The following is a 13,729-nucleotide window of genomic DNA, read 5'->3' as shown; positions in this document are numbered from 1 at the left end:
CTTGAGGCTAGCGTGTGCTCGGGGAAGCCTCGCCCAGCCGGACAAGCTTGCGCTCTTCGGCTGCCTGAACAAAGTGCCTGAAAATACGCCGGTGGCCGCGGTGATAAAGGAGGTATTCCGGGTGCCACTGGATCCCCATTAACCACTGGCCAGTGGTGTTTTCGATCGCCTGAACGAACCAGTCCTTGTCCAACCCTACGACTTGCAAATGCCGCCCCAGCTTTTTGATGCTCTGGCTATGAATGCGGTTGGCGCCAATCACCGGCTCTTCCATCACATTGATCAAACGGCTGCCGGCAACCAGGCGAACGGTTTGAAGGGGCAGCAGCAGCGGGCGATGACGTGTGTGGCGCCTCAGCGGGGTAACGTTCTGGCAAAGCGAACCACCGCGGAAAATATTGATAAACTGCGCACCGCGACAGATGCCCAGCACCGGCAGCCCCAGTTTTTCCGCGTGGGAAAGCAGGCGGTAATCCGTTTCGTCACGTCTGGTATCGTAGTTGGCCGTGACCTCCGGCTGTTGGCCGTAACGGGAAGGATGAACATGAGTGCCGCCGGAAAGCACCAGGCCGTCCAGTAGAGCCACGTCGACTTTTGAGCCGGGCCGAATGGTGTGTGTTCGGGCGCCCTGGATGCGCAGGGCAAAGCTGATAAGTCGATGAGCCAGGCTTCGCCTCGCAGGACCACTGATGCCAATGGTCAGTCCGGGATGTTCGGGCTTCTCGACGGAGATTTTTGGACCTTTTAGATCAGACATAGCCTCGTTCACGTAGCCATTGTTCGCAGGTTTCTATCCAGCTGTGGGTCAGATTATGCAAGCTGATTTTACGGCTTTGCCTGAAAGCCTCGACCAGATCCGACAGGTCGCCGGCGTTGGCGACGAGCTGCTCAAGCAATACCCAGTCGTTCCAGACGGTTGAAAAATGCCAGGCCGGGTTGTCGATGTCGCAGTCCGGCAGACGATAGTGAAGGGTCGGCCGACTCTTGATGCGGGGGTCATCCACAAATTCCGCTAGCAGGCCAGAATCCATGTGGGCAAACAGAGGAAGCAGATCCAGTGCCTTGTTGCGGGTTGGATTGTAATGCAGATAATCCCGCATCAGTTGTTCTCTGTCTGGCGCGTAGTCTTTATCAAGCAGCAGATCAATATAGGTACTGCTCCAGGGTTCGATATAGGTGGTCAGTTTGCGGCTGATGTCCAATTGATGTCGACCCTTGAGCCAATCGTAGAGCGCCGCAAAGCCCCTGAGATATCTCACAAGTGTGCCTGGTTCAAGGTCGGGTAGTTCCGGATTCAGCTGAAGACCAAACGCGTAGTAGATGGATTCGCGGCTGCCCAGGGCGCCGGCATCCCGTAGCCGGTCGCACAACATCTCGACTTGTTCGAGCAGTGAAAACGGAAGTGGGGGACTGACGATCTCCAGTGGCACGAGTTTCTCGGCAGCGGCGTCAATCACGCTCATGGCATGGCCGCCAAGCTCCCGAACAGATTCTGGTAAGCGGGGATCCTGAAGATCCAGATCCTTGATCGGGTCGGAATCCAGTTCAATGGTAAATACACCAATATCTGTCTGGATTTCTGAAACGTATCGGGCTACCTGTTTTCCCTCTCCTCCGAGCAGCTTGCTGGTCAGCTTTACCAGCTGTTCATAACCCAAACCTGACAGTTCAATTTCAACCCCGACTTTGCGTTCCGAGCCATCCTTCGTGTTCAGAATGTCTGGCATTCTGCATCTGCTGCTCATGATCAAGTCCTTAACGAGTGACTTTCTGACCTTAACACACCCGTTTGACCGTGCGGTGCCATTTGCCGTTCGAAAAAAAGCAGACCGCTGGCTTTACACTGGATGAAACACTGTATATAGTCATTTTACTGTATATAAAAACAGGGCGAACCGATGAAGCTGACAGCAAGACAATCACAGGTACTGGATATTATCCGCCGCTGCGTTGATGAAACCGGGTACCCACCCACTCGTGCGGAAATCGCTGCAGAGCTGGGTTTTCGTTCAGCCAACGCCGCAGAGGAGCATCTCCGAGCACTGGCCCGTAAAGGGGCGATTGAGATGGTTCCGGGTGCCAGTCGGGGTATTCGTCTGCCTGAGGCGGAAGAGGATCTGGGACTTCCTGTGATTGGTCAGGTTGCTGCCGGTAGTCCGATTCTCGCGCAGGAGCACATCGAAGATCACTGCACTGTTCGTCCGGAATTCTTTTCGCCATCTGCCGATTACCTTCTTCGCGTTCGGGGAATGAGTATGAAGGATATCGGTATCCTGGATGGCGATTTGCTGGCAGTCCATCGCACCCAGGACGTCCATAACGGCCAGGTCGTTGTGGCCCGTGTGGGCGAAGACGAAGTCACGGTGAAGCGGTTCAGAAAAGAAGGCTCCAAGGTTCTGTTGATTGCAGAAAATGAAGAGTTCGATCCGATCGAAGTGGACCTCACGGAGCAGGAATTATTTATTGAAGGGCTTGGGGTTGGTGTTATTCGCCGCTCTGACCTTCACTAGATCCGCGCTCGGCAAGGTAGAAAGCTTGAAAGACAAGTGAGGCACAATATGGAACAGCTCAGCTTTAACCAGAATCTGGCATACGCAAACGGCCATACCCAGTATCTGCCAGAGCAGGTAGTTATGTCGGAGCCGGCGGTTCGAAGCACCGTTAAATCCAGTGTCCCGAAGTCCGCGCCTTCAACCGGTAATGTGACGGAAATTATCCTTCCGGAAGGACAGGTTGAAAACTTTCAGTTACTACTTCCAATGTTGACGCAACTGAATCAGGAAAAGCGCTGGCTGGCATGGATTGATCCGCCCCAGAGCCTTGTTAGCAAATGGCAGAAAATGCGAGGCATTGTCGCGGGTGAGTTGCTGGTACTGCGGTCTACGTCTGAACATCCGGCGGGAGAGCTCGCTGAGCGGGCACTGAGCGCCGGCACCTGCCACGCTGTGGTTATGTGGACTAAAAAGCTGAGCCGTCAGTCACTTGCTTCCCTGGAGCAGGCTTCAGCGAAGGGTAATAGTCACGGCGTTGTGCTGCGCCAAAGATAGTTCCTATGGCCAAACGCCGTCAGTGAAGAGTGTAAGAGGGCTGGACATCCAGAGCCTCTGGCTCTTCATCCTCAAGTTCTATGTCGTGGCTGATGTTGCCTGCGGCTTCAATTCCAGCTGCGATCATGGCCTTGGCAACGGCCATATCCCGGTCTTCCATCATTTCTTTCGCTTCTGATGAAAACGAGATTTTGACCAGCGGCGCGCTGTCATCATCCACGCGGCGCAGGGCATAGTCGCCGTTACTGAGTTGTACGATTTCAAAAAAAGAAGGTGACATTTCAAAGCCTTTCATTTCATTGTCCTGGATCTTTCAGCCGCGGCTTACCACTCGCTGTGACGTTCTTCCAGGACGTCGGTAAAGTTTTTCATATCGGCCAAGGCGCGGTTCAGTGCCTCCGATGAGCGTTCAGGTCCGTAGTCAGCAGCCACCGCGATGATGTTTTCATCGCTGACTGTTTTCTTGGGCGACGGTGGTCGTGTTTGATAACGCTGTAGTTGGTCAAAGTAGGCCCACCAGTTGCCGGCGCCCAATGCCATCGATTCCAGCTCACTGACTTCTGGAATGTCGTCCCCAAGTAACGTTTTCAGGGATTCAAGGTTGTGTGGCTCACCCTGTTTATCCTGATAGAGACGCGCAATCATGACCATCAGTAATTGGCGCGACCTTAGAGCCAGTTCCACGGCACCTTGCCAGCAGGCTTCCTGTTCCGGAATCGAGTCTGTTCGGTCACGCTGGTTCAACAGGCTTTTAGCCAAAAAGACCTTCTGCGATATCAACGAATGCCACTGCGATGCCATTAAAGACCTGTCAGAACGAGTTTTCGGGAAGAGCCAAACCTGTGGATTAACGTCTATCCTACCATTTATCGTATAAAAATTCTCCCATTGCGATCACGGATCCTGGTGACAATAAAAAACAAACGGTCACTTGAAACGGGCGTTTGAATTTAGACAGAATGGCCCGGAGATCTGAACCAGCTTTATTGGCCATCCGGCCGTTGAAGCGAATGCACAGTGTTTTATGTTTCAGTGAAGGGGACGAGAAATGCGGAATCGGATATTTGCAGCGGTAGCGGCGGGATTGGTCGGGCTGGCTGGTCTGGCGCAAGCCAAGGTCCCGGCGGCTGAGGCCGAACGGTTGGGTAAAGATCTGACGCCAGTCGGAGCCGTCAAGAGCGGCAATGCCTCCGGCGTCATTCCCGCATGGAATGGTGGCGTTTCTGAACCGCCTGCAAACTGGTCACCCGGAGATGTTGAGGTAAGCCCTTTCCCGGAAGATGAGCCCTTGTTTGTGATTTCTCAAGCGAATATGGACCTCTACCGAGACAAGCTTACGGATGGCCATATCAAAATGCTTGAAGAATACGGCCCCGATTTCGTGATGCCGATTTATCAGACTCGTCGCAGTGCGGCATTTCCGGATCATGTGTACGAAAAATACAAAGAGAATGCTTTGACGGCCGAGCTGCTCAGGAACGGCAACGGTGTTCGCGATACCATCATGACCAGCCCGTTTCCGATTCCTCAAAACGGACTGGAGGTTATCTGGAACCACATTCTGCGCTACCGCGGTGAGGAAGTTTCGTTCCGCAGCGCTTCGGCTACTCCCCAGGTAAGTGGTTCTTATAACGAGGTGGTAAACCAGTACGACTATTTCATTGCCTACAGCCGGCGTGGTGCCAACCTTGCTGACATCGACAACAAGATTTTCTATCTGAAAACAGACACCATCGCCCCATCGAACCTGGCCGGTACGATAACGTTGGTCCACGAGACCCTGGATCAGATTCGTTCACCCCGTCTGGCATGGCGATATGACGCGGGCTCTCGTCGCCTTCGCCGCTCGCCGAACCTGGCGTATGAAACCGATCTTCCGAACTCTTCCTCCCTGCGAGCAGTGGATCAGAAGGATATGTATAACGGCGCCCCCAATCAGTACGATTGGGAGCTGAAAGGCAAACGCGAAATCTACGTGCCTTATAACGCCTACCAGCTGCATGACAGCGACGTTCGTCCGGACGACATTATTCGCCCTCAGCATATCAATCAGGAACTGGCTCGCTATGAACTGCACAGAGTCTGGGTCGTTGAAGCCAAGCTGCGCACGGGTATCAGCCACATATACGCGCGCCGGGTTTTCTATGTGGATGAAGACAGCTGGCAGGTATTGGCAACAGAAGAGTACGATGAAGAGGGCAATCTCTGGCGTGTGTCTGAAGCTCATAACATCAGCTTCTACAGCGAGCCGGTCTTCTGGACGACCATGGAAATGACTTATGATCTGAAGGCGGAACGGTATTACATTGATGGCCTGGACAACGGCTACCCGGCTTATGATTTTGACCCGGGCTTCCGCGGTGATCAGTTCTCTGCTTCTGCAGCCCGGCGTGATGCCCGTCGCTGACACGGGGATGCCAGAGAGGTGATACCTGACATTTTTCGATCAGAAGGTCCCCTGTGATGGCAGACGAACGGCTGGAAGCGATTGATACGCTGATAGAACACCTGAAAACGGCTCTTTCCGAGCAGAATTGGGAAGAGCTGTCACGATTGAATCAGTTGGTCAAACCGACCCTTGAGCCGCTGATGCAAGCGCTTGAGATCGGCGAGTTGGGCGCAGAGCCGGTTCGAGAGCGGTTGGCGCAACTTCAGACGTTCTGCGATCGTGCCAATATTTCGGCGAACGATGCCAAGGCCGAGGCCAAGCGAGCTCTGGAAGGCGTGAACCAGAATCGCAGCGCGGCCAAAGCCTATCAGAATGTATCGCTGAACCCCTCGAAGTGACGCAAGCGCTCGCCCTGGTTGGATGGCTGCCAGGGATTTTTCAGAAAGGCGCGTCATAAAATTGACTCTTGGAGTCGTTCAGTCTTAAATACGGCAGAAACATTCCCCGCAAGAGATTCGTTTGAATGTCCAAGAATAATAATGTGCTGGTACTCAGTGAGGACGAAACCAGAAGACGCGACATTGCCACTATCCTCGAATTCATAGGGGAAGAAGAGATTGTTTCGGGTGACGAAGCGGCGGCAATGCTGGAAGAACCGGAAGCTCTGGACGCCGCCTCGGTCGTTATCCTGGACGGCAGTGACGATTCCGCAAAGAACACGGTAGCCGCGATCAGCCAGTCCACTCAGGGGCTTCCAATTCTGATGGTGGGTGACCCTGATCTGAAAGGCCTGTCTGAAGAAGACGCCGGGCGCATCATTGTCCGTATGGAATGGCCTTTGAACTACACGAAATTCGTGGACTCTCTTTATCGGGCACAGATCTTCCGCGACCAGTTCGCCCGTCATCAAGAGCGCGGTCAGCAGCGCGGTCTGCAATTGTTTCGTAGCCTTGTAGGCACCAGCCGAAAAGTACAGTCGGTTCGCCAGTTGATGGAGCAGGTGGCCGATAAGGAAGTCAGCGTTTTGATTACCGGCGAGTCTGGCACTGGCAAGGAAGTGGTCGCCCGGAACCTGCACTATCATTCCACCCGACGTGACAAACCCTTTGTGCCTGTCAATTGCGGCGCCATTCCAGCCGAACTGCTTGAAAGCGAACTCTTCGGCCACGAAAAAGGCGCATTTACCGGTGCTATCACGGCCCGCATCGGGCGGTTTGAAATGGCGGAAGGCGGCACGCTCTTCCTCGATGAAATTGGTGACATGCCCTTGAACATGCAGGTGAAGATTCTGCGTGTTCTCCAGGAACGCACGTTTGAAAAAGTCGGCAGTAACCGTACTCAGTCTGCTGACGTGCGTGTGATCGCGGCCACTCACAAACAGCTTGAGGATATGATCGAGACCGGCGATTTCCGTGAAGATCTATACTACCGTCTGAACGTCTTCCCGATAGAAATGCCGGCTTTGCGAGATCGGGTGGAGGATATCCCTCTGCTGATCAACGAGCTGATTTCCCGTATGGAAAAAGAAAAGCGGGGATCGCTGCGGATGAACTCCGCTGCCATTATGAGTCTGTGTCGCCACGATTGGCCGGGCAACGTGCGGGAGCTGGCCAATCTTGTGGAGCGGTTGGCGATCATGCACCCCTATGGCGTCATCGGCGTACAGGAACTGCCAAAGAAATTCCGTTACGTCGACGATTATGACGAAAACCGGCCTGTGGAAGATTCCGGCATGCCCATGGGAGTGCCCGGGCTGGTGGGTCTGGATGCGCCGGCTTTGCTGCCGGTGAATGGTATTGATCTCAAGGATTATCTCTCCAATCTAGAGAAGCAGCTGATTCAGCAGGCGTTGGATGAGTCTGCGGGCGTGGTCGCACGGGCTGCCGAAAAACTTCGTATTCGTCGTACCACGCTCGTCGAGAAGGTTCGTAAATACGGCCTTAGAGACGAAGAATCAGAAGAAACCTGACTGCCTTTTGGCACTTGTTTGCGGCGTCAAAGGTTCGTAACCTTCGGCGTCGCACTGCTTTCTGGGCGACAGAAAACCGTCGTTTACCGCTTATTAGATTTTCCTACCTATTGAAATAAAACGAAAAAATAATTCTGGCACGCTCCTCGCTTTCGAACCCGTAACGATCCATCCGATTGGTTCGGGCCAAATCAAAGGCCCGGTCAGAGGGCGAGTTTATGAGTCAGTTACAGTTTGTGGTTCAGTCAGCAGGCGGAGCGTCCACGGAAGAGTCTTCCATCAACGCCGCGGCCGATGTAAATGACAAAGTGACCGCATTGTTTCCGGAGCACGACGACGAAACGGTAGGTACTGCGTTGGACCTGTTTAATCAGATGTCCCGGCAAATTACCGACTCGTACCGAACGCTTGAATCCCGGGTTAACCAGCTCTCGGGTGAATTGTCTGCGGAATCCCGACAGCGTCAGGCTGAACTGGAACAGAAGGAAGAGCTGGCTGACCGGTTGTCCACATTGTTGCATGCACTGCCTGCAGGCGTGGTTGTTCTGGACAGTCAGGGGGTGGTGACTCAAACCAACCCAGCAGCTATTACGCTTCTTGGTGAACCACTCGACGGTGAGCGCTGGCTGGATGTGATCCGCCGCTGTTTTGCGCCTCGTCGTGACGACGGTCATGAAGTGTCTCTGAAAGATGGTCGCCGAGTCAGTATCGAAATTCGAACGATGGAAAATCAGCCGGGCCAGTTGATTCTGCTTACCGATCTCACGGAAACCCGTCAGCTCCAAAGTCAGCTGGCCCATGCACAGCGCCTGTCGGCCATGGGGAGAATGGTTGCTTCTCTGGCCCACCAGATTCGTACTCCGCTGTCAGCGGCCATTCTCTACGGCGGCCATCTGAGTCAGCCAGATCTGGAAGAAGAGCTTCGACAGAGGTGCGCTTCGCGTCTGATGTCCCGTCTGACCCATCTGGAGCAGCAGGTCAGAGACATGTTGATCTTCGCCCGCGGAGAAACCCGTCTGGCGGAAGAGCTTTCCACTGAAAGCGTCGCTCAGGCTTTGAAAGCTGCCATCGAGGGGCTTCGCCATCCATCCGATGTCCACATCGATCTGGACAGCCAGGTTGCCGATCAGCCAATGCTGTGCAATCGCGATGCGCTGGTGGGCGCCTGTACCAATCTTGTGAATAACAGCATCGAGGCGGGGGCCAAGCACATCAGCGTGTCCCTGAATCAGATAGGGCAGGAACTGAGTATTCAGGTGGCCGATGACGGCCCGGGGTTTTCTGCCGAGCAAACCAGCCAGATGCTGGAGGCTTTCTACACCACTAAATCCCATGGGACTGGCTTGGGGTTGGCGGTAGTGCAGGCGGTGGTTAAAGCCCACCAGGGACATTTTGATATTGAATCGAAGGCCGCCGGTGGCGCGGTGGCCACTCTCGCTCTGCCATTGCTGCGTTCGTCATCCGGTGACCGGCAGCCGAAAAACAAGCAGAAGAATAGCTAGTACAACAGAAGGTATCGGAGGCAATTATGGCCAAGGCTCAAATTCTGATTGTTGAGGACGACCAGGATCTTCGCGAGGCGCTGGTAACCACTTTGGAACTCGCGAAGTTCCGGGTGAGGGAAGCCAGCAATGCTGAACAGGCGCTGAAGTGCCTGGCAGAAGGCCCGCTGGATATGGTGGTCAGCGACGTCAACATGCCGGGCATGTCCGGTCATGAATTGCTTTACGAAGTCCAGAAACTGTATCCCGGGCTGCCGATAATGCTGATTACTGCCTATGGGCAGATCAGCCACGCGGTCTCGGCGATGCAGGCCGGTGCCATCGATTACCTGGTGAAGCCTTTCGAGCCCTCGATTCTGGTGGAAGCGGTAAGTCGCGTTGTGGGTGGCAGTCGGCAAAAAGACAGCGATCAGCCAGTGGCTGAGGATCCAATCAGTAAGCGCATGTTCCAATTGGCGGCCAAAGTAGCTGCCAGCGATTCGACCGTCATGATTTCCGGGGAGAGCGGCACAGGCAAAGAGGTGCTGGCGCGCTACATCCACAATCAATCGCCCCGCTCAGAGCAGCCGTTCATCGCGATCAACTGTGCGGCTATTCCAGAGAACATGCTGGAGGCCATTTTGTTTGGTCATGAGAAGGGCGCATTCACCGGCGCTGTTGCTTCTTCGCCGGGCAAGTTTGAGCAGGCCAATGGCGGCACCATTTTGCTCGACGAGATTTCAGAGATGGACTTGGGCCTGCAGTCCAAACTACTTCGTGTGCTTCAGGAACGTGAAGTGGAACGTGTGGGTGGGCGCAAAACCATCAACCTGGATGTTCGTGTCATTGCGACGACCAACCGCGATCTTGGTCATTACGTGCGTGAGGGGCAGTTCAGGGAAGACCTGTATTACCGCCTGACCGTATTCCCGATGCACTGGCAGCCTCTGCGGGAGCGACCCATGGACATCATGCCGTTGGCAACGTCTCTTCTTAAGGCCCATTGTCGCAAGATGAAGCTGACCGGTATTACCTTTGCGCCGGATGCCCGGGAAGCCCTTACAAACCATCGCTGGCCGGGCAACGTCCGGGAACTGGACAATGCTTTGCAGCGTGCACTGGTGCTGCATCAGGGAAACGTCATTCAGGCCAGTGATCTCTGTTTGGAGCTGGGTATCAACGGTCGGATGGACGCGGAATCTCCGGCCGCAGCGGCAGTAGAGTCCTCGTCGGCGGCGATTCAGCCTGAGCATGGCATCCTTTCTGAAGAACCAGATGATGTCCTGGCGTCTCCGCCTGCCGATCAGACTGGCAGCGTAACCTCCCTGGGCGACGAGGTTCGTCAGCGGGAATTCAGGATCATCATTGATGCGCTTCGCAAAGAGCGTGGGCGTCGAAACCGCGCTGCCGAGCAGCTTGGAATCAGCCCCCGAACCTTGCGATACAAACTTGCCCAGATGCGGGATGCAGGTATTGACCTGGATTCAGAGCTTGCGACCGCCTGATGCATTGATGCGTCTCCTTCGATTGGCACCTTCGGGTGCCTTTTTTTGTTTGTCAAAAGATTGTCGCTAGTGGCCTATAGCGTTAACTTTCGTTTATTAACCGATTGAAATGCATGTAGAAAATATGGTTGGCCTGTAATTTGCTGCTCTATGGCTGTAGATGAACAGTTCAGGAGTGGCCGACGTTTGGCCGCCCGGGAGAGAGACTCATGGTTCAACGTGCCGACATCAACAGCGTGCTTTCAGAGATCCGCAATATGCGGTCTCAGATGATGGACAACCAGCGGATTCAGCAGGACAACGCGGTTCGTGGTCAGATTGATCGCCCCGCTGGCGTCCAGGAAACCCAGGAAACGCCAAAGTTCAGTGACATGCTCAGCCAGGCGGTGAACTCGGTGAATGAGGTGCAGAAGGAGTCCAGCGACCTCAAGACCGCTTATGAAATGGGCGATCCCAATGTCGACATTACCCGCGTAATGATTGCGTCCGAAAAGTCTTCCATTGCCTTCGAAGCACTGACTCAGGTGAGAAATCGAGTCGTGCAGTCTTACGAAGACATTATGAATATGCCGATTTAATAGCGGAGCAAGTCCATGTCCAGCGTACCCGCCGAAACCACTAACGAAAACACGCCCTCCACCGTTTCCGGAGGTATGGATAGTCAAAGCGATATGCTGTTTGGGTTCAATCGACTGAATCTGCTTCGCCAGATCGGTCTGATGGTTGGGCTTGCGGCCAGTGTTGCGCTGGGTGTGTCGGTGGTTCTCTGGGCGCAGGAGCCTAATTATCAGCCTGTGGTGGGTGACATGTCCGGATACAATCCTCAGGACGTCACCAGCATTCTGGAGAGCAACAATATTCAGTACCGGATGGACCCGCGTTCAGGGGCGCTTCTTGTGCCTGCAGATCAGGTTTACGACGCTCGTCTGAAACTGGCCGCCGAGGGCGTAACGGATCAGCAGACCATTGGTTACGAATTGCTGGATCAGGATCGTGGCCTGGGCACGTCACAGTTCATGGAAACCATCAGCTATCGTCGGGGTCTCGAGGGTGAGCTGGCTCGCACGATCAGCAGCATGCGCTCTGTCCGTTCGGCGAGGGTTCATCTGGCAATGCCGGAGCGGTCGGTGTTTGTGCGAGACAGACGCGAGCCAACTGCCTCGGTATTTCTGGAAGTGTTTGCCGGTCGTCGACTGGAGCAGGAGCAGATCGCGTCCATCATGAATCTGGTGGCAGGCAGTATCCCGGAGATGAGCAAGGATAGTGTGACGGTCGTCGATCAGAGCGGCAACCTGCTGACAGGTCAGGATGAGAACAACCAGAGCGCGCAGATTGAAGACCAGTATGAATACACTTCCCGCATTGAAGAGCGCCTGACTCGCAGAGTGGCGTCGCTTGTCCGTCCGGTTGTCGGTGAGGGTCGATTCCGCGCCGAAGTCACGGCAGATCTGGACTTTTCATCCGTCGAGCAGGCGGAAGAATTGTTCAATCCCGAGCAGCAGGCGGTGCGAAGCGAGCGATCCATGACCGAACAGCGCACCTCCGCAGGGGCTCGAGGTATTCCCGGTGCCTTGTCCAACCAGCCTCCGGCAGACGCGACGGTGCCCGAACAGGTCAATCAGGGCAACAACGAGGATGGCGAAGGTAACGCCCAACCGACCCCGGTCAACGTGCGTGAAGAATCCACTCGCAACTACGAAATGGACCGCACGGTCAGTTACATCCGGCAGGAAATGGGGCGGGTCAACCGTCTGAGTGTGGCTCTGGCAGTGGACGACATGCGTGTGGTCAACCCGGATACCGGCGAAGTCACCTATGAACCCTGGCCGGAAGAGGAACTGCAGCGCCTGACCATGCTTGTTCGGGATGCCGTCGGCTACTCGGCAGCTCGAGGCGATAGTGTTACCGTGATGAACACAGCCTTTGCCTCCGAGGAAGAAATTGAATTTACCGAACCTGGCTTCTGGGAGCAGCCCTGGTTCTGGGACCTGATGAAACAAGTTCTGGCCGGGCTGGTCATTCTGGTACTGATCCTTGGCCTGCTGCGCCCGACTCTCAAGTCCCTGTCCGGGGGTGGTCGGTCTCAGCGTGGTGGAGGCACGGGTGACGACTATGAGGGGCTCGACGGCATTGAAGGCGGTGATGAGCTCAGAGAGGCCATGAAAGACCAGGATGATCTGCTTTTGCCGGGTGCGACAGACAGTTATGATAGGCAATTGAACGCCCTGAAAGGCCTGGTTGCCGAAGACCCGGCCAGGGTATCTCAGGTGATGCGTCAATGGGTGAATGTCGATGACTGATGAAAATGCGCGCGAGGGTGAGGCGCAGAAGCCACAGCGCAAAATTCCGCGTGTCGAACAGGCGGCCATCCTGCTGATGTCCCTGGGCGAAAATGATGCCGCCCAGATACTCAAACACATGGGCCCGAAAGAGGTTCAGCGTGTGGGTGTGGCCATGGCGCAGATGAAGGAAGTCAGTAAGGACGACGTCTCCTATGTGCTGAACAATTTTGTTGAAGCCGTCGGCGGGCAGACAGGCCTGGGCGTTGGCAATGATGATTATATTCGTACCATGCTCACCCAGGCATTGGGTGACGACAAAGCATCCAGTCTGATCGACCGTATTCTTATCGGCGGCAACACCACTGGCCTCGACACCCTCAAATGGATGGAGCCAAGAGCCGTCGGCGACATCATCCGTTACGAACACCCACAGATTCAGGCGATCGTCATATCTTATCTGGACCCGGATCAGGCCGCTGAAATCATCAGCACGCTGGACGACAAGGTGCGTTTGGATGTGATGATGCGGGTTGCCTCTCTGGAGAGCGTTCAGCCCCAGGCTTTGCAGGAACTCAACGATATTCTGGAGAAACAGTTCTCCGGTGGTTCTGCCGGCCAGGCAAGCCGTATTGGCGGCGTGAAACGGGCTGCGGACATCATGAACTTTATGGAGCGTAGCGCCGAGGGCAGTCTGATGGACTCCATCAAGGATATGGATCCGGATCTGGCGTCCACCATCGAAGACCTGATGTTTGTTTTCGACAATCTGGCCGACATCGACGACCGTGGCATTCAGGCGCTGTTGCGCGAGGTATCCTCGGAGGTTCTCGTGGTGGCACTCAAAGGCGCGGACGACAACGTTCAGGAGAAGATCTTCAAGAACATGTCCAAGCGTGCGTCGGAACTGCTACAGGATGACCTCGAGGCCAAGGGCCCGGTCAAGGTCAGTGAGGTGGAGGCTGCTCAGAAGGACATCATCACCATTGCCCGCCGTATGGCCGAAGCCGGTGAGATCACCCTCGGTGGTGCTGGCGAAGAAATGATGTGATGCTGACC

At 55.0% G+C, this 13,729-nt stretch carries 14 protein-coding genes; 10 read left to right on the top strand and 4 right to left on the bottom strand.

What is annotated here, in order from left to right:
- Nucleotides 1–7 precede the first annotated feature (7 nt).
- The gene (locus tag QLQ17_RS11850) at nt 8–757 is read right to left on the bottom strand and encodes a gamma-glutamyl-gamma-aminobutyrate hydrolase family protein (protein ID WP_283209785.1); all 750 of its coding nucleotides are present in this window, start codon (nt 755–757) and stop codon (nt 8–10) included.
- Nucleotides 750–1,751 carry an amidoligase family protein gene (locus tag QLQ17_RS11845; protein ID WP_502867374.1) on the bottom strand — a complete coding sequence of 334 codons (1,002 nt, stop codon included), beginning with the start codon at nt 1,749–1,751 and terminating at the stop codon, nt 750–752. The genes QLQ17_RS11850 and QLQ17_RS11845 overlap by 8 nt, the downstream gene beginning before the upstream one ends.
- Before the next feature lie 147 nt (nt 1,752–1,898).
- Between QLQ17_RS11845 and lexA the strand changes: the two genes are divergently transcribed.
- Together lexA and QLQ17_RS11835 are read left to right on the top strand one after the other, a co-directional pair.
- A complete protein-coding gene (lexA, locus tag QLQ17_RS11840) occupies nt 1,899–2,510 on the top strand; it encodes a transcriptional repressor LexA (RefSeq protein ID WP_283209783.1) in 612 nt (203 codons plus the stop codon).
- Between the two features lie 123 nt (nt 2,511–2,633).
- The gene (locus tag QLQ17_RS11835) at nt 2,634–3,047 is read left to right on the top strand and encodes a cell division inhibitor SulA (protein WP_502867385.1); all 414 of its coding nucleotides are present in this window, start codon (nt 2,634–2,636) and stop codon (nt 3,045–3,047) included.
- Nucleotides 3,048–3,066: 19 nt separating this feature from the next.
- On the opposite strand, the gene QLQ17_RS11830 is transcribed toward QLQ17_RS11835, so the two are convergent.
- Together QLQ17_RS11830 and QLQ17_RS11825 are read right to left on the bottom strand one after the other, a co-directional pair.
- On the bottom strand, nt 3,067–3,327 hold the full coding sequence (locus tag QLQ17_RS11830; RefSeq protein WP_349306799.1) for a hypothetical protein: 261 nt from the start codon (nt 3,325–3,327) through the stop codon (nt 3,067–3,069).
- 44 nt (nt 3,328–3,371) lie between these two features.
- Complete coding sequence (locus QLQ17_RS11825) at nt 3,372–3,806, bottom strand: DUF6586 family protein (RefSeq protein WP_283209780.1); 435 nt, start codon at nt 3,804–3,806, stop codon at nt 3,372–3,374.
- 289 nt (nt 3,807–4,095) lie between these two features.
- On the opposite strand from QLQ17_RS11825, the gene QLQ17_RS11820 reads away from it, so the two are divergent.
- The 8 genes from QLQ17_RS11820 to fliG all read left to right on the top strand — a co-directional run bounded on the left by QLQ17_RS11820 (nt 4,096) and on the right by fliG (nt 13,721).
- On the top strand, nt 4,096–5,454 hold the full coding sequence (locus tag QLQ17_RS11820; RefSeq protein ID WP_283209779.1) for a DUF1329 domain-containing protein: 1,359 nt from the start codon (nt 4,096–4,098) through the stop codon (nt 5,452–5,454).
- A gap of 56 nt (nt 5,455–5,510) precedes the next feature.
- Nucleotides 5,511–5,834, top strand: coding sequence for an SOS cell division inhibitor (locus tag QLQ17_RS11815; protein WP_283209778.1), 324 nt, complete (start codon nt 5,511–5,513; stop codon nt 5,832–5,834).
- 125 nt (nt 5,835–5,959) lie between these two features.
- Nucleotides 5,960–7,405 (top strand): sigma-54 dependent transcriptional regulator, encoded by a 1,446-nt coding sequence (locus tag QLQ17_RS11810; RefSeq protein WP_283209777.1) that lies wholly within the window; start codon nt 5,960–5,962, stop codon nt 7,403–7,405.
- Between the two features lie 218 nt (nt 7,406–7,623).
- Entirely contained in the window at nt 7,624–8,907 is a 1,284-nt protein-coding gene (locus QLQ17_RS11805; RefSeq protein ID WP_283209776.1) for a sensor histidine kinase, read from the top strand.
- A 26-nt stretch (nt 8,908–8,933) separates the two neighbouring features.
- Nucleotides 8,934–10,391, top strand: a complete 1,458-nt coding sequence (locus tag QLQ17_RS11800) for a sigma-54-dependent transcriptional regulator (protein ID WP_283209775.1) — start codon at nt 8,934–8,936, stop codon at nt 10,389–10,391.
- A 209-nt stretch (nt 10,392–10,600) separates the two neighbouring features.
- Entirely contained in the window at nt 10,601–10,969 is a 369-nt protein-coding gene (gene fliE, locus QLQ17_RS11795) for a flagellar hook-basal body complex protein FliE (RefSeq protein WP_283209774.1), read from the top strand.
- Between the two features lie 15 nt (nt 10,970–10,984).
- Nucleotides 10,985–12,691, top strand: a complete 1,707-nt coding sequence (gene fliF / locus QLQ17_RS11790) for a flagellar basal-body MS-ring/collar protein FliF (RefSeq protein WP_283209773.1) — start codon at nt 10,985–10,987, stop codon at nt 12,689–12,691.
- Nucleotides 12,684–13,721 carry a flagellar motor switch protein FliG gene (fliG, locus tag QLQ17_RS11785; protein ID WP_283209772.1) on the top strand — a complete coding sequence of 346 codons (1,038 nt, stop codon included), beginning with the start codon at nt 12,684–12,686 and terminating at the stop codon, nt 13,719–13,721. The genes fliF and fliG overlap by 8 nt, the downstream gene beginning before the upstream one ends.
- Nucleotides 13,722–13,729: the final 8 nt, after the last annotated feature.

The sequence above is a fragment of the Marinobacter sp. CHS3-4 genome (assembly GCF_030053415.1).
Taxonomy (GTDB): Bacteria; Pseudomonadota; Gammaproteobacteria; order Pseudomonadales; family Oleiphilaceae; genus Marinobacter.
The sequence above is the reverse complement of the archived record's forward strand: the minus strand, read 5'-3'. Positions and strand labels throughout refer to the sequence as shown.